Source organism: Bacillus sp. RK1064 (assembly GCF_051488405.1).
In the GTDB taxonomy this organism is placed as follows: domain Bacteria; phylum Bacillota; class Bacilli; order Bacillales; family Bacillaceae; genus Bacillus.
Genome location: NZ_JBPSCZ010000001.1, coordinates 3,024,021 through 3,038,222 on the forward strand (window position 1 = coordinate 3,024,021; position 14,202 = coordinate 3,038,222).

The 14,202-nt window shown below is 42.0% G+C and carries 19 protein-coding genes and 1 riboswitch; of the genes, 17 read left to right on the forward strand and 2 right to left on the reverse strand.

The window, feature by feature from the left end; translation table 11 throughout:
* Positions 1–12: 12 nt before the first annotated feature.
* The 17 genes from ACSSTM_RS15395 (at position 13) to sufB (ending at position 13,355) form a co-directional block, all read left to right on the forward strand.
* On the forward strand, positions 13–1,794 hold the full coding sequence (locus ACSSTM_RS15395) for an acyl-CoA dehydrogenase family protein (RefSeq protein ID WP_268495246.1): 1,782 nt from the start codon (positions 13–15) through the stop codon (positions 1,792–1,794).
* A 111-nt stretch (positions 1,795–1,905) separates the two neighbouring features.
* Positions 1,906–2,262: an arsenate reductase family protein gene (locus ACSSTM_RS15400; protein WP_034317446.1), complete on the forward strand. Its 357-nt coding sequence runs from the start codon at positions 1,906–1,908 to the stop codon at positions 2,260–2,262.
* A 66-nt stretch (positions 2,263–2,328) separates the two neighbouring features.
* Positions 2,329–2,712, forward strand: a complete 384-nt coding sequence (gene gcvH / locus ACSSTM_RS15405) for a glycine cleavage system protein GcvH (protein WP_008347039.1) — start codon at positions 2,329–2,331, stop codon at positions 2,710–2,712.
* A 43-nt stretch (positions 2,713–2,755) separates the two neighbouring features.
* Positions 2,756–2,992 (forward strand): YusG family protein, encoded by a 237-nt coding sequence (locus ACSSTM_RS15410; protein WP_034659913.1) that lies wholly within the window; start codon positions 2,756–2,758, stop codon positions 2,990–2,992.
* Between the two features lie 128 nt (positions 2,993–3,120).
* Positions 3,121–3,465 carry a toprim domain-containing protein gene (locus ACSSTM_RS15415; protein ID WP_034660691.1) on the forward strand — a complete coding sequence of 115 codons (345 nt, stop codon included), beginning with the start codon at positions 3,121–3,123 and terminating at the stop codon, positions 3,463–3,465.
* A 12-nt stretch (positions 3,466–3,477) separates the two neighbouring features.
* Positions 3,478–3,780: a thioredoxin family protein gene (locus tag ACSSTM_RS15420; RefSeq protein WP_034659912.1), complete on the forward strand. Its 303-nt coding sequence runs from the start codon at positions 3,478–3,480 to the stop codon at positions 3,778–3,780.
* Positions 3,781–3,900: 120 nt separating this feature from the next.
* Entirely contained in the window at positions 3,901–4,242 is a 342-nt protein-coding gene (locus tag ACSSTM_RS15425) for an SCP2 sterol-binding domain-containing protein (RefSeq protein WP_034659911.1), read from the forward strand.
* A 102-nt stretch (positions 4,243–4,344) separates the two neighbouring features.
* A riboswitch (SAM riboswitch) is annotated at positions 4,345–4,453 on the forward strand.
* A gap of 154 nt (positions 4,454–4,607) precedes the next feature.
* Positions 4,608–5,633 (forward strand): methionine ABC transporter ATP-binding protein, encoded by a 1,026-nt coding sequence (locus ACSSTM_RS15430; protein ID WP_268495244.1) that lies wholly within the window; start codon positions 4,608–4,610, stop codon positions 5,631–5,633.
* Positions 5,626–6,294: a methionine ABC transporter permease gene (locus ACSSTM_RS15435; protein WP_099727008.1), complete on the forward strand. Its 669-nt coding sequence runs from the start codon at positions 5,626–5,628 to the stop codon at positions 6,292–6,294. Before ACSSTM_RS15430 ends, ACSSTM_RS15435 begins: the two co-directional genes overlap by 8 nt.
* Before the next feature lie 14 nt (positions 6,295–6,308).
* Positions 6,309–7,130: a methionine ABC transporter substrate-binding lipoprotein MetQ gene (metQ, locus tag ACSSTM_RS15440; protein WP_106038201.1), complete on the forward strand. Its 822-nt coding sequence runs from the start codon at positions 6,309–6,311 to the stop codon at positions 7,128–7,130.
* Between the two features lie 103 nt (positions 7,131–7,233).
* Positions 7,234–7,602 (forward strand): carboxymuconolactone decarboxylase family protein, encoded by a 369-nt coding sequence (locus ACSSTM_RS15445; protein ID WP_003212803.1) that lies wholly within the window; start codon positions 7,234–7,236, stop codon positions 7,600–7,602.
* Between the two features lie 215 nt (positions 7,603–7,817).
* Complete coding sequence (locus ACSSTM_RS15450) at positions 7,818–7,955, forward strand: hypothetical protein (RefSeq protein WP_162839378.1); 138 nt, start codon at positions 7,818–7,820, stop codon at positions 7,953–7,955.
* 211 nt (positions 7,956–8,166) lie between these two features.
* Positions 8,167–8,952, forward strand: a complete 786-nt coding sequence (sufC, locus tag ACSSTM_RS15455) for a Fe-S cluster assembly ATPase SufC (protein WP_003213654.1) — start codon at positions 8,167–8,169, stop codon at positions 8,950–8,952.
* Between the two features lie 18 nt (positions 8,953–8,970).
* Positions 8,971–10,284, forward strand: a complete 1,314-nt coding sequence (sufD, locus tag ACSSTM_RS15460; protein ID WP_268495240.1) for a Fe-S cluster assembly protein SufD — start codon at positions 8,971–8,973, stop codon at positions 10,282–10,284.
* On the forward strand, positions 10,284–11,504 hold the full coding sequence (locus ACSSTM_RS15465) for a cysteine desulfurase (RefSeq protein WP_095285806.1): 1,221 nt from the start codon (positions 10,284–10,286) through the stop codon (positions 11,502–11,504). The genes sufD and ACSSTM_RS15465 overlap by 1 nt, the downstream gene beginning before the upstream one ends.
* On the forward strand, positions 11,494–11,940 hold the full coding sequence (sufU, locus tag ACSSTM_RS15470) for a Fe-S cluster assembly sulfur transfer protein SufU (protein WP_008347017.1): 447 nt from the start codon (positions 11,494–11,496) through the stop codon (positions 11,938–11,940). Before ACSSTM_RS15465 ends, sufU begins: the two co-directional genes overlap by 11 nt.
* Positions 11,941–11,957: 17 nt before the next feature.
* Entirely contained in the window at positions 11,958–13,355 is a 1,398-nt protein-coding gene (gene sufB, locus ACSSTM_RS15475) for a Fe-S cluster assembly protein SufB (protein ID WP_034659904.1), read from the forward strand.
* Positions 13,356–13,414: 59 nt separating this feature from the next.
* On the opposite strand, the gene ACSSTM_RS15480 is transcribed toward sufB, so the two are convergent.
* Together ACSSTM_RS15480 and ACSSTM_RS15485 are read right to left on the reverse strand one after the other, a co-directional pair.
* Positions 13,415–13,756, reverse strand: coding sequence for a tyrosine-type recombinase/integrase (locus tag ACSSTM_RS15480; protein ID WP_437404295.1), 342 nt, complete (start codon positions 13,754–13,756; stop codon positions 13,415–13,417).
* Between the two features lie 38 nt (positions 13,757–13,794).
* On the reverse strand, positions 13,795–14,157 hold the full coding sequence (locus tag ACSSTM_RS15485) for a tyrosine-type recombinase/integrase (RefSeq protein WP_420735031.1): 363 nt from the start codon (positions 14,155–14,157) through the stop codon (positions 13,795–13,797).
* Positions 14,158–14,202 lie beyond the last annotated feature (45 nt).

The following is a 14,202-nucleotide window of genomic DNA, read 5'->3' on the forward strand; positions in this document are numbered from 1 at the left end:
GGGGAAATCAGGATGAAAGCAATGGAAGATGTAAAAAAGGGTGGAAGCTTCTTAATTGATGAGACGAATTATGAGCATATCTTTACACCAGAGGATTTCTCTGATGAGCATCAAATGATTGGAAAGACAACAGAGGATTATATTTTACAAGACGTTGTTCCGTATATAGATCAAATTGAACATCATGAATTCGAGCATTCCGTCAGGCTTCTCAAAAAGGCTGGAGAGCTTGGACTTCTAGGAGCTGATGTGCCTGAAGAATTCGGCGGACTCGGATTAGATAAAATCAGTTCAGCCATCATTACCGAGAAATTCTCCAGAGCAGGGAGTTTCTCACTTTCCTATGGCGCCCATGTAGGCATTGGATCTCTGCCAATCGTGCTGTTTGGAAATCAAGCGCAAAAGGAAGCATACCTGCCTGGACTCGCTTCTGGAGAAACGATTGCGGCGTACGCCCTAACTGAGCCAGGATCAGGCTCTGACGCTCTTGGAGCAAAAACGACGGCAGTCCTGAATGAAGCTGGAACCCATTATGTGCTTAATGGGGAAAAACAATGGATTACAAACTCCGCATTTGCCGACGTCTTTGTCGTATATGCGAAGATTGATGGTGAACACTTCTCTGCTTTTATCGTAGAAAAGGATTTTCCAGGTGTCAAAACTGGACCTGAAGAGAAAAAGATGGGCATTAAAGGGTCCTCGACGAGAACGTTAATTCTTGAAGATGCTCAAGTGCCGAAGGAGAATTTACTAGGTGAAGCTGGCAGAGGTCATGTCATTGCCTTTAACATTTTGAATATCGGACGCTACAAGCTGGCTGTCGGGACAATTGGTGCGTCAAAACGTGTCATTCAATTATCGGCAGAATATGCAAACCAGCGTAAGCAGTTCCAAACACCAATTTCTCGATTCAGCTTAATTGGTGAAAAAGCAGCCAACATGTCGGCAAAGCTCTATGCGATGGAAAGTGCTGTTTACCGCACAGTCGGATTATTTGAACAGCGCATGGGTCTATTAAGTGAGGAAGAGCAAAAGGACGGCAAACAAATTGCCCAGTCCATTGCAGAATATGCGATTGAATGCTCTCTTTGTAAAGTGCTTGGCTCTGAAACTTTAGATTATATTGCAGATGAAGGCGTGCAGATTCACGGCGGATATGGATTCATGCAAGAATACGAGGTCGAAAGAGCCTATCGTGACTCGCGGATTAACCGTATTTTTGAAGGGACAAACGAAATCAACCGTCTGCTTGTACCAGGCACATTCCTGAAGAAAGCGATGAAAGGGGAGCTTCCGCTGCTTCAAAAAGCGCAAACCTTACAGGAAGAGCTCATGATGATGATGCCGGAAGAGCCGGGTGATCAGCCGCTTGATCAAGAAAAATATTTACTCGCCCATGCGAAAAAGACCGCCCTTATGGTATCTGGTATGGCAGCGATGAAGTATGGAAAAGCTTTAGACAAAGAGCAAGAAATCCTTGTGAACATAGCGGATATCGTCAATGAAATTTTTGCTGCTGAATCGGCGATTCTGCGTACCGAAAAGGCAATCGCTTCATCAGGGCTAGAAAAGAACGCTCAAAAGCTTGCCTACACACAAATTTTCACGCAGGAAGCCTTCTTAAAAATTGAAGCCCATGCAAAAGAATCCTTGATCGCGATGGAAGAAGGAGATTCACTCCGCATGAGTCTGTCAGCTCTTCGCAAACTGACAAGATTCACCCCGATCAATGTCATCGCCAAAAAGCGCGAAGTGGCGAAACGAATCTTTGAAGCAGAGAAATATATCGTATAAGGACAGCTTAAAAGGTGCGGAGTGATATCCGCACCTTTTTGTAAGCATACATTTAGGTTTTTAAAATATTTTGTGATAAAATGTTCTCACAATTTGCAGGAGGTGAAAATGGTGGCTTTAGATTTTTATGAATACCCATCTTGCGGTACATGCCGAAAAGCAAAAAAATGGCTGGAAGAACACAATAAAGACATCAACAGCATACATATCGTCGAAGAGACGCCTGATAAAGAAACATTAAAAGCCCTTTACGAAAAAAGCGGCTTAGAGCTGAAGAAGTTCTTTAATACAAGCGGACAGAAATACCGGGAGCTACAGCTGAAAGATCAACTTCCTGCAATGTCAGAGGACGAGCAGCTAGAATTACTCGCGTCTAACGGAATGCTGATCAAGCGTCCGATTACAACAGACGGTAAACGAGTCACAGTTGGATTTAATGAAGATACATTTAAAAGCGTCTGGAAATGATGTAACTTTCATTCAGATTGTGGTATCTTCAATATAGATTGAAAGAAAAGACTGGAGGGGTATTGAATGAGCACACCAAAAGATTTACGTTATTCAGAAGAACATGAATGGGTCAAAGTAGAAGGGGATAAGGTGCGTATCGGTATTACGCATTTTGCTCAATCTGAGCTAGGCGATATCGTGTTCGTTGAGCTTCCTGAAGTAGGAGACAAAATCACAGCGGACGAGCCTTTCGGAAGTGTAGAATCAGTGAAAACAGTTTCTGAGCTTTACGCACCGATCAATGGCACAATCGTCGAAGTGAACGATGAGCTGGATGACAGCCCTGAATTCGTCAACGACTCTCCATACGAAAAAGCATGGATGATCGTGGTAGAGCCAGCTGATGCATCTGAAATCGAGAACTTGATGACCGCTGAGCAATATGAAGAAATGACAAAAGAAGACTAATTCACGTGAAATTGGACACTCTACCTTTATGGGGGTGTCCAATTTGTCTTTTCAAAAAGAACAGGTGGATATAACAGATCATGTCACTGGACGATTCAAAGAAAGCGGCATGGTGCTGTATCATCAAAATGAAGAGATTGGCACGATGATTAGTGAAAACCAATATGAGTTAAAATCAGGTTATTCCTATGATCAAAATCGTTTTTATCGTCTGACGGATACATTGACCCACGGGACAGAAAAATATGTAGACTGTGATGATGAAAATGGCTGGTGCTAATCACAGATGAGGCTGCAGTGAGCATAAGCTGCAGTCTTTTTAGTGCAAGTGCCCAATCTTTACAACCTCGATGAAAGATTGTAATCTAAGGGAGAAGTGAACAATGTCAAAAGGGCCGGGTGATCGTGTTGAATGTAGAGGTAGAAAAGGTCATCATTGTAGAAGGTAAAACAGACAAACAAAAGCTAAAAGAAGTCATAAGTGAACCTGTTACCATCATTTGCACCAATGGCACGATCAGTACATCGAAGCTGGATCAGCTCGTAGACGAATTATTGGGGAAAGACGTTTACATATTAGCAGACAGTGACGATGCAGGCGACAAACTGCGGAAGCAATTTCGAAAAGAATTCCCTGAAGCACTTCATCTTTTTGTCGACAGAACATACCGCGAAGTGGCCGCTTCACCGTCAGCCCACATTGCATCTATCCTATTAGCTGCAAACATTGATGTTCATTCGAAATATTTATGAGGGTGGACGTATATGAAAGAGATTGAAGAACACGAATTCAAGGAAATAAAGGACGATTTATTTCTTTTATATTTATATACACCGTTTTGCGGGACATGTCAGCTGGCAAAGAAAATGCTGACAGTCGTAGACACCATGCAGCCGGATGTACCATTTTATGAAAACAATTTAAACTACTCACCAGGCTTTGCAAAAGCTTTTGAGATCGAAAGCGTTCCTTGCTTTCTACTGTTTAAAAAAGGTGAGCTGGTGCAAAAAGGCTATGCCTTTCACTCCGTTCCATATCTTCATGAAATGATTGAAACCGCTAAATAAAGCGGTTTTTTGTCATATTTCAAGCAATTCGTCTGAAAATTTGTCGAGTTATTTATAAAGGACAAGCCAATGTTTGTAGAGAAATGTTATGTATAACCAAATGACAGGGAGGTTATACATGTGGAAAATGTGAAAACCCATGGGAACACAGGGCAGCGTTTATTATTAAAACCGCTGCTCTCATCATCATCCTTGAAGATTACATTTGAGGCGGAAACTGACTCTTGTACATTGATTGTGGATGAGCGTGGTGAAGTGAAGAAACTACCTGCAATTGAGTTATCGGATCTCATCTTTTATGGTGAGAGAAAAGAAATACTTCAATTATTAGATGGAGATATGTCCTTACAGCAGTTAATTAGCAGAGGACAAGTAAAAGTAAAAGGGTCATTCCGTGCGCTCTTAAGACTAGAGGCTGTGCTTTGGCTGACGAACGGTTTTTTTCGAAAAATGATAACGTAGTCGTTTACTTGGAAATTAGCGATTTACAGCGTTGACATATCTCGGGTAGCATGATATTCTACGTTAGTAAAAACATGAACATCACATAAAACAACATATTTTCTCTTATTAAGAGAGGTGGAGGGACGTGCCCTATGAAACCCGGCAACCGTCAGCATAGCTGAAATTGGTGCCAATTCACTCAAAGCCGCAATGCTTTGAAAGATGAGAGAAAGGCGTATTGAACATAAAAGGCCTTTCTGCTTGCGTTGCAGTTAGGTCTTTTTTACTGACCTGGTGTCAGGCTAGAGGCATGACAGCAGGAAGAATAAATAACGTATGTGATGGCAACCTATAGATTCAGCAAGAAAGCAGGTGAACAGACTGTGATCCATTTACAGAATGTATCAAAAACGTACCACTCTAAAAGCGGAAATGTTGATGCCGTGAAAGAAGTTAACTTGGATATCGATAAAGGTGAAATATTCGGAATTATCGGGTATAGCGGTGCCGGAAAAAGCTCGCTTATTCGCCTATTAAACGGTCTGGAGCTGCCAACAGCAGGAATTGTTGAAGTGGCAGGCAACCGGATCAATGAAGTATCGAATGCGAAACTTCGGAAAGCAAGACAAGAAATCAGTATGATCTTCCAGCACTTCAACCTACTTTGGTCAAGAACGGTGAGACAAAATATTATGTTCCCGCTTGAGATCGCAGGTGTAAAGGCATCAAAACGGAGAGAACGTGCGAATGAACTGATTAAATTAGTCGGTTTAGAAGGAAAAGAAAATGCGTATCCGTCTCAGCTAAGCGGCGGACAAAAGCAGCGTGTGGGGATTGCGAGAGCATTAGCAAATGATCCAAAGGTTCTTCTTTGTGACGAAGCGACGTCTGCGCTTGATCCGCAAACAACCGATTCCATCCTTGAGCTTTTGGCGGATATCAATAAACGACTAGGGCTCACGATTGTGCTGATTACACACGAAATGCACGTCATTCGCAAAATTTGTCATCGCGTGGCGGTCATGGAGAATGGACGTATTGTCGAAGAAGGCGAAGTATTACGTGTCTTCAGACAGCCAAAGGAAGAAATGACGAAGCGATTTGTAAAGCAGCTTGCTGAACCAGAGGAAGCGAAAGAAACAATCGAGCACGTCTTAGAGCGAGTAAAAGAAGGTCAGGTCGTACGGTTGTCCTTTATTGGCGATTCTGCCGAGCAGCCGCTGATCACTGAAATCATTCGATCCTTCAAGGTCGATGTGAACATCCTTCAAGGGAAGATTTCTCAAACGCAGGAAGGCGCGTTTGGAACACTCTTTATCCATATTAATGGAGAAGAGACCGAGGTAGAAAAAGCCATCGCCTATATACAAAGCAAACAGGTTGAAATCGAGGTGATGACACATGTTTGAGAAATGGTTTCCGAACGTTGATTTAGATGTCATTTGGAATGCAACGGGTGAAACGGTGTACATGACACTCATTTCACTAGCATTTGCTTTTATTATTGGTATCATCCTTGGGCTATTGCTCTTTCTGACTAGTAAAGGCGGTCTTTGGGAAAATAAACCGATCAACACCGTCATCGGTGCAGTCGTCAACATTTTTAGATCGATTCCTTTTATCATTTTAATCATTCTATTATTAGGGTTTACAAAACTTATTATGGGCACAATTCTAGGTCCCAATGCAGCCCTCCCTGCCCTTGTCATAGGGTCAGCTCCATTCTATGCACGCCTTGTCGAAATTGCACTGCGTGAAGTAGACAAAGGAGTCATTGAAGCAGCACGATCAATGGGAGCGAAAACGTCGACCATCATTTTCAAAGTATTGCTACCAGAATCATTGCCAGCCCTCATTTCAGGTATTACCGTAACAGCGATTGCTCTAATTGGCTCAACTGCGATTGCAGGTGCAATTGGAGCAGGCGGACTTGGTGACCTTGCTTATGTAGAGGGATACCAATCTGGTAATACAGATGTCACACTTGTTGCCACTGTGTTTATTCTCATCATCGTCTTTATTATTCAAATAATCGGTGATTTGATTACAAATAAAATTGATAAACGTTAAGGGAGGATTTATTCATGAAGAAATTGATTTTAAGTGCACTATTTCTAGCATTTGCAGGCATTTTAGCTGCATGCGGTTCATCTAATAACGCAAGTGATAGCAAAACCATTACGGTTGCGGCTTCAAAAACACCACATGCCGAGATTCTTGAAGAAGCAAAACCACTTCTAAAAGAAAAAGGCTACGATCTCAAAGTGAAAGTACTTAGTGATTATAAAATGTACAACAAAGCGTTAGCTGAAAAAGAAGTGGATGCAAACTTTTTCCAACATATCCCTTACTTGAACGAAGAGAACAAATCAAACAAAGATTATAACCTAGTAAGTGCTGGTGCGGTTCACCTTGAGCCTTTCGGTATCTACTCTAAGAAATACAAATCAGTAAAAGATATTCCAAATGGCGGCACCATCATCATGACAAACAACGTAGCTGAGCAAGGACGTATGCTTGCTCTATTACAAAATGCCGGTGTCATTAAGCTTGATCCAAAGGTTGATACAATCAACTCAACGGTCAAGAACATCAAAGAAAACCCAAAGAACCTAAAGTTCAAAAAAATCGCTCCTGAACTAACAGCGAAAGCTTATGAAAACAGTGAAGGTGATGCTGTGTTTATCAACGTCAACTATGCGATTCAAAATAAATTGAATCCGAAAAAAGATTCAATTGAACTTGAGCAAACAAAGAACAACCCGTATGCAAACATCGTGGCTGTTCGCAAAGGTGAAGAAAAATCAGAGAAGATCAAGACATTAATGGAAGTTCTTCACTCTGATAAAATTAAAGAATTCATCGACAAAAAATACGACGGTGCAGTTCTACCGGTATCTGAATAACAACGATTCAACCTCGCTTTCATCAAAGCGAGGTTTTTTGTGTATTTTTTCAAATCTCGCTCATAATAAAAACGAACAAATGACCTGAAGGGATGGAATAAAGATGAATGAACAGCATATGAGCGGATCTATGCAGCAATCACTGACGGATTATAAAACGGCAATGGGTGAATTTCAGAAGAAAATGCCGGTGTTTGGGAAGAAATTCAATGAATTTACGGAGCAATGCTTTCAGAGCGATTCATTAACGCAAAAGGAAAAGCAAATGATTGCCCTTGGCATCAGTATTCATGCACAGGATGAATACTGCATGATTTATCATACAAAGGGAGCGCTCGATCAAGGCGCGACAGAAGAGAATTTGCTGGAGGTTGTCAGCGTGGCGGCAGCATTTGGCGGCGGGGCAGCACTGAGTCAAGGGATTACTGTCGTTCAGCAATGTATAGATGAATTTGGAGGACAGACGCATTAAGGGAAGGATAAGACGGTATTTTTCCATATCAGGGAGTTGAGTCGTTCTCAGCCGATTGTGAGAGAAAATATGCCAGCATAGAACGTCATATCCCTTTTGAGTGAAGCCGCATGTCTTTGATATAATAAAGCTACACTCAAAGAAGGGAATGGTTTATTATTTGTTCGGACCATAGTACACTGGGATTGGATTATACCGCCGAGATGGAAAAGGCCATGCATAAAGCTCATGGCATGAGCTATGCAGAGTACGAAAGAGACCATGACTTACGGATGAAAGTGGAATATAAACGAGAGCAGTCCTATCGAGATGAGAAAAGACAGCTCGCAAAAATGAATATACGAGGCTATTAAATAGCTCAGGGACGGGGAGAACAGTTTCCCGTCCTTTCTTTATGAAAACAGTCTTTTCGACATAAATCCTTTTATCTACCGGCTTTTTTTGTTAGAATTTTGAGAGCATCCTCTCACGTATATCGTGAATGTGTTGTATTCACTTTTAATTTGTTATAAAATTAGAATGAGAATAAATTGAGAATAATGATTATTTTGGAGGTATCGATATATGACTGCTTCGACATTAACAATTAAGGACTTGCACGTTGAGATTGAAGGGAAAGAAATCTTAAAGGGTGTAAACCTCGAGATAAAAGGTGGAGAATTCCACGCAGTAATGGGACCAAACGGTACAGGTAAATCAACTTTATCTGCTGCAATTATGGGACACCCTAAATATGAAGTAACAAAAGGCAGCATTTTGCTAGATGGCGAAGATGTACTTGAAATGGAAGTAGATGAGCGCGCTCAAGCAGGTCTTTTCCTTGCGATGCAATACCCATCTGAAATTAGTGGTGTCACAAATGCGGACTTCCTTCGTTCTGCTATTAACGCTCGCAGAGAAGAAGGCGATGAAATCTCTCTGATGAAATTCATCCGCAAAATGGACGAAAACATGGAGTTCCTTGAAATGGACCCAGACATGGCGCAGCGCTACCTAAACGAAGGTTTTTCAGGCGGGGAGAAAAAACGCAATGAAATTCTTCAATTAATGATGATTGAACCAAAAATTGCGATTCTTGACGAAATCGATTCTGGTCTTGATATCGATGCGTTGAAAGTGGTTTCTAAAGGAATTAACAGAATGCGCGGCGAAAGCTTCGGCTGCTTAATGATCACTCACTATCAGCGTCTACTGAACTACATCACACCAGATCACGTTCATGTCATGATGCAAGGACGTATCGTGAAATCTGGCGGACCAGAGCTCGCGCAGCGTTTAGAAGCAGAAGGCTATGACTGGATTAAAAAAGAGTTAGGGATTGAAGACGAAACTGTTGGTCAAGAAGCGTAAGCGTTAGGAGGATTATTGATGACATTAGAAACGAAATTATCAGTAGATCAAGATTATGTCAAAAGCTTCTCCGAGAAGCATCAGGAACCGGCATGGATGAGCTCCCTTCGCTTACAGGCTCTTGAAAAAGCAGAAGACCTTCCAATGCCAAAGCCTGACAAAACGAATATTTCTAAATGGAATTTAACCAATTTCAAACAGCATACAGTCGAAAGTGCGCCATTTGGATCATTAGAAGAGCTTCCTGAAGAAGTGAAATCTCTCATTGATTTAGAGGACACGGATAAGACAGTCTACATTCAGCGTGATCAAACGCCAGCATACTTGTCTCTTTCAACGGAAGCGAAAGACAAAGGCGTGATCTTCACTGACCTTCATACAGCGCTTCGCGAACATGGAGATCTAGTGCAGAAATACTTCATGACAGATGCAGTAAAAGTAGATGAGCATAAACTAACAGCTTTACATGCTGCTTTAGTCAATGGCGGAGCTTTCCTCTATGTACCGAAAAATGTAGAACTTGAAGCACCAATTCAAGCCGTCTACCTGCATGAAAATGACGACACGACTTTGTTCAACCATGTCATCGTCGTAGCAGACGACCATAGTGCTGTGACATATGTAGAAAACTACATCAGTACGGCAAAGCCGGAAGAAGCGATCTTCAATATCGTGTCTGAAGTGTTCACGGGAGCTAATGCCCGGGTCACTTACGGTGCAGTAGATAACCTTGCAGAGGGCGTCACAGTCTATGTGAACAGACGCGGTATGGCAAATGGCCGTGACAGTAAAATCGAATGGGCGCTTGGCCTGATGAATGATGGAGACGTCGTGTCTGAAAACATCACAAAGCTCATGGGCGACGGTACATTCGGTGATACAAAATCAGTTGTTGTCGGCCGGGGCAATCAAACAGAAAACTTTACAACAAGCATCATCCACTTCGGTAAAAACTCTGAAGGGTATATCTTGAAGCATGGTGTGATGAAGGATCAAGCATCCTCTATCTTTAACGGAATTGGTAAAATCGAGCATGGTGCAACGAAGTCAAATGCAGAGCAGGAATCACGAGTTCTCATGCTGAGTGAGAAAGCACGCGGTGACGCAAACCCAATTCTATTAATTGATGAAGATGATGTCACAGCAGGGCATGCTGCTTCTGTTGGACGTGTCGATCCAATTCAATTGTATTACCTCATGAGCCGCGGGATATCCAAAGAAGATGCAGAAAGACTTGTGATTTATGGCTTCTTAAATCCAGTCGTCAAAGAACTGCCGATTGAAGGAGTTAAAAAGCAGCTCGTTTCTGTGATTGAAAGGAAAGTAAAATAATGAATATCAAAGACGTTCGTGAGCAGTTTCCAATCCTTCATCAGCAAGTGAACGGACATGATTTGGTGTATTTGGACAGTGCAGCGACTTCTCAAAAACCAAGAGTGGTCATTGATGCAATGAATGAGTATTACCGGTCTTACAACTCGAACGTCCACAGGGGTGTTCATACCCTTGGCACAAAAGCAACGGACGCATACGAGGGTGCGAGAGAGAAAGTTCGTGCATTCATCCGTGCTTCATCTGTCCAGGAGATTATTTTTACTAGAGGCACAACAACTGCACTAAACACAGTGGCGATCAGCTATGCAAGAGCAAACCTCAAAGAAGGCGATGAGATTGTCATTACGCACATGGAGCATCATGCGAATATCATCCCTTGGCAGCAAGCAGCAAAAGCAACTGGCGCCACATTGAAATACATTCCGTTACAGGAAGACGGCACGCTATCGCTTGAAGATGTGAAGCAAACGGTCACACATCAAACGAAAATCGTCGCTGTCACACATGTCTCAAACGTATTAGGAACCATCAACCCGATTAAAGAGATCGCTAAAATTGCCCATGATCATGGGGCAATCATTGTCGTCGATGGTGCGCAAAGCACGCCGCACATGCAAATTGATGTTCAGGATCTAGATTGTGACTTTTTCGCATTCTCTGGGCATAAAATGTGTGGACCGACTGGCATCGGTGTACTTTACGGGAAGAAGGACCTTTTGAATAATATGGAGCCTGCTGAGTTTGGCGGTGAAATGATCGACTTTGTGGATCTGTATGATTCTACTTGGAAAGAGCTGCCGTGGAAATTTGAAGCGGGAACACCGATTATTGCCGGAGCAGTTGGACTAGGAAAAGCGATTGATTTCTTAAATGACATTGGTATGGAAGAAGTCAGCCGTTACGAGCATCAGCTTGCCACTTATGCGCTTGAGCGCTTTAAGGAGTTTGATGGTGCGACTGTTTATGGACCGCAGCACCGAGCTGGACTTGTGACGTTTAACTTAGACGACGTCCATCCGCATGATGCGTCTACTGTTCTGGATACGGAAGGTGTCGCCATTCGTGCTGGACACCACTGTGCACAGCCGCTCATGAAATGGCTTGGTGTATCAGCGACTGCAAGAGCAAGCTTCTATCTGTACAATACAGAAGAAGAGATTGACGAGCTCATCGCAGCGCTCCGTAAGACAAAGGAGTATTTTACGAATGTCTTTTAATGTAAACTTAGACACACTGTACAGACAAGTGATTATGGATCATTATAAAAATCCGAGAAACAAAGGTGTGTTAAACGACAGTATTGTCGTCGATATGAACAACCCAACGTGTGGTGACCGCATTCGTCTCACGATGAAAATCGAAGACGAAAAAGTCATTGATGCGAAATTTGAAGGAGAAGGATGCTCTATTTCGATGGCATCTGCCTCTATGATGACGCAGGCGATTAAAGGGAAAGATATTGAAACAGCTTTGAAAATGTCTCAGATTTTCTCCGATATGATGCTAGGAAAAGAATACGACGATTCCATTGATCTTGGAGACATTGAGGCGCTGCAGGGAGTGGCAAAATTCCCAGCCCGCATCAAATGTGCAACATTATCCTGGAAGGCGCTTGAAAAAGGCGCATCTGCCGAAGATAACGGCAAATCATAAGATTGGAGTGAAAATGGATGGCTAAAAAAATGCCAGATGTTGGTGAATATAAATACGGCTTTTCTGATAAAGACGTTTCCATTTTCCGTTCAGAGCGCGGACTGACAAAAGAGATCGTTGAAGAAATTTCTCGTATGAAAGAAGAGCCTCAGTGGATGCTCGACTTCCGTTTGAAATCTCTTGAGCACTTTTACAACATGCCGATGCCACAATGGGGCGGAGATTTAAATGCATTAAACTTTGATGAAATTACGTACTACGTAAAGCCATCAGAGCGCTCTGAGCGTTCTTGGGATGAAGTACCAGAAGAAATCAAACAAACCTTTGATAAGCTTGGTATCCCAGAAGCAGAGCAAAAGTATTTAGCAGGTGTATCTGCTCAGTATGAATCTGAAGTTGTGTATCACAATATGAAGCAGGACCTTGAAGATCTAGGAATTGTGTTTAAAGATACAGACAGCGCATTAAAAGAGAACGAAGACATCTTCCGTGAGCACTGGGCAAAAGTCATTCCTCCGACTGACAACAAATTTGCTGCGCTTAACTCGGCTGTATGGTCTGGTGGTTCATTTATCTACGTACCAAAGGGCGTAAAAGTAGATACACCACTTCAAGCATACTTCCGTATCAACTCTGAGAACATGGGTCAGTTCGAGCGTACACTGATCATTGTTGATGAAGGCGCACATGTGCATTACGTAGAAGGCTGTACAGCACCAGTTTACACAACAAACTCACTTCACAGTGCGGTTGTTGAAATCGTCGTTAAAAAGGGCGGCTACTGCCGTTATACAACGATTCAAAACTGGGCAAACAACGTCTTCAACCTTGTGACGAAACGTACAGTATGTGAAGAAAATGCGACAATGGAATGGATTGATGGAAACATCGGTTCTAAGCTGACAATGAAATACCCAGCGGTCATCCTAAAAGGTGAAGGTGCTCGAGGTATGACATTAAGTATTGCCCTAGCAGGTAAAGGTCAGCACCAAGATGCAGGTGCGAAAATGATTCACCTTGCACCAAACACATCTTCAACGATCGTATCGAAATCGATTTCCAAACAAGGCGGTAAAGTCACATACCGCGGAATCGTTCACTTCGGACGTAAAGCTGAGGGTGCACGCTCAAACATCGAGTGTGACACACTCATCATGGATAACAAATCAACATCTGATACGATCCCTTACAATGAAATCTTAAACGACAACATTTCATTAGAGCACGAAGCGAAGGTATCAAAAGTATCAGAAGAACAGCTATTCTACTTGATGAGCCGCGGAATTTCTGAAGAAGAAGCAACAGAAATGATCGTCATGGGCTTCATCGAGCCATTCACAAAAGAACTGCCAATGGAATACGCCGTTGAAATGAACCGTTTGATTAAGTTTGAGATGGAAGGGTCTATTGGATAACCTTTATATATCAAAGGGTTGAGGGGTTTTACACCATGCCAACTTGGTGCCAAGTAAAATTACCTTTTAGTGTAGGAGGCGAACTTTTGAAGTTCGTCTTCTTCTATTTTCTCGGTTACATCAACATAAGTATCAGCTGTTGTTTTGATGGTCTTATGCCCCAAACGATTTGATACATATTTCAAGTTTGCACCGGATTCAATTAGCAGAACTGCATGGGTGTGTCTAAAGCCGTGGATGCCTTTATAATCAACACCGGCTTTTTTGCAGTAGTCTTGCATGGTTTCACGAATAGTAGAAGGTGTTAAATAATGCCCGTTGAAATTTTGAAAGATAATACTATCTTCATTTTTACGGAACCTTGGTTTGCCTGAAAGTAATTCATTTTGAACTTCTTTAATTCACGTACTAAATCATTATCAATTTTGATGGTACGATATTATGAGGGATTTTTTAATGTTGTCAATTTGACATTGTTATTATCATCACGACTTGTTTGTTTGTCTATCGTTATTTTATTGCCATTAATATCTTCCCACCTTAAGGCTAATGCTTCACTTATCCTCAAACCAGTTTTGCTTAAAAAGAGCATGAGCGTATAATAAAGCTGATAATCTGGAAAGCGCTGATGTTTATATGATTTCATAAAATCCAGTAACTGATTTAACTCTTCAAGGCTGAAATATTTCACTTTTTCCTTTTTCAGTGCCACAGAGTCTTTAACAGGAACCTTTAATTTATCATCAGGGTTCTTTTCAAGTACCTCAAGTTCATGAACCGCATAATGTAAGATACTTTTCATAACTGAAAGGTATTTCAACCTTGGTAATAGCAAGAGAAAAGCAAG

What these genes read in the sequence shown, in the direction of transcription:
- sufU (WP_008347017.1), top strand. Translation starts at nt 11,494, where the DNA reads ATGTCTTTTAATGTAAACTTAGACACACTGTACAGACAAGTGATTATG.
- ACSSTM_RS15485 (WP_420735031.1), bottom strand. Translation starts at nt 14,157, where the DNA reads ATGAAAAGTATCTTACATTATGCGGTTCATGAACTTGAGGTACTTGAA.
- ACSSTM_RS15435 (WP_099727008.1), top strand. Translation starts at nt 5,626, where the DNA reads ATGTTTGAGAAATGGTTTCCGAACGTTGATTTAGATGTCATTTGGAAT.
- gcvH (WP_008347039.1), top strand. Translation starts at nt 2,329, where the DNA reads ATGAGCACACCAAAAGATTTACGTTATTCAGAAGAACATGAATGGGTC.
- ACSSTM_RS15465 (WP_095285806.1), top strand. Translation starts at nt 10,284, where the DNA reads ATGAATATCAAAGACGTTCGTGAGCAGTTTCCAATCCTTCATCAGCAA.
- ACSSTM_RS15445 (WP_003212803.1), top strand. Translation starts at nt 7,234, where the DNA reads ATGAATGAACAGCATATGAGCGGATCTATGCAGCAATCACTGACGGAT.
- sufD (WP_268495240.1), top strand. Translation starts at nt 8,971, where the DNA reads ATGACATTAGAAACGAAATTATCAGTAGATCAAGATTATGTCAAAAGC.
- ACSSTM_RS15450 (WP_162839378.1), top strand. Translation starts at nt 7,818, where the DNA reads ATGCATAAAGCTCATGGCATGAGCTATGCAGAGTACGAAAGAGACCAT.
- sufC (WP_003213654.1), top strand. Translation starts at nt 8,167, where the DNA reads ATGACTGCTTCGACATTAACAATTAAGGACTTGCACGTTGAGATTGAA.
- ACSSTM_RS15395 (WP_268495246.1), top strand. Translation starts at nt 13, where the DNA reads ATGAAAGCAATGGAAGATGTAAAAAAGGGTGGAAGCTTCTTAATTGAT.
- ACSSTM_RS15420 (WP_034659912.1), top strand. Translation starts at nt 3,478, where the DNA reads ATGAAAGAGATTGAAGAACACGAATTCAAGGAAATAAAGGACGATTTA.
- metQ (WP_106038201.1), top strand. Translation starts at nt 6,309, where the DNA reads ATGAAGAAATTGATTTTAAGTGCACTATTTCTAGCATTTGCAGGCATT.
- sufB (WP_034659904.1), top strand. Translation starts at nt 11,958, where the DNA reads ATGGCTAAAAAAATGCCAGATGTTGGTGAATATAAATACGGCTTTTCT.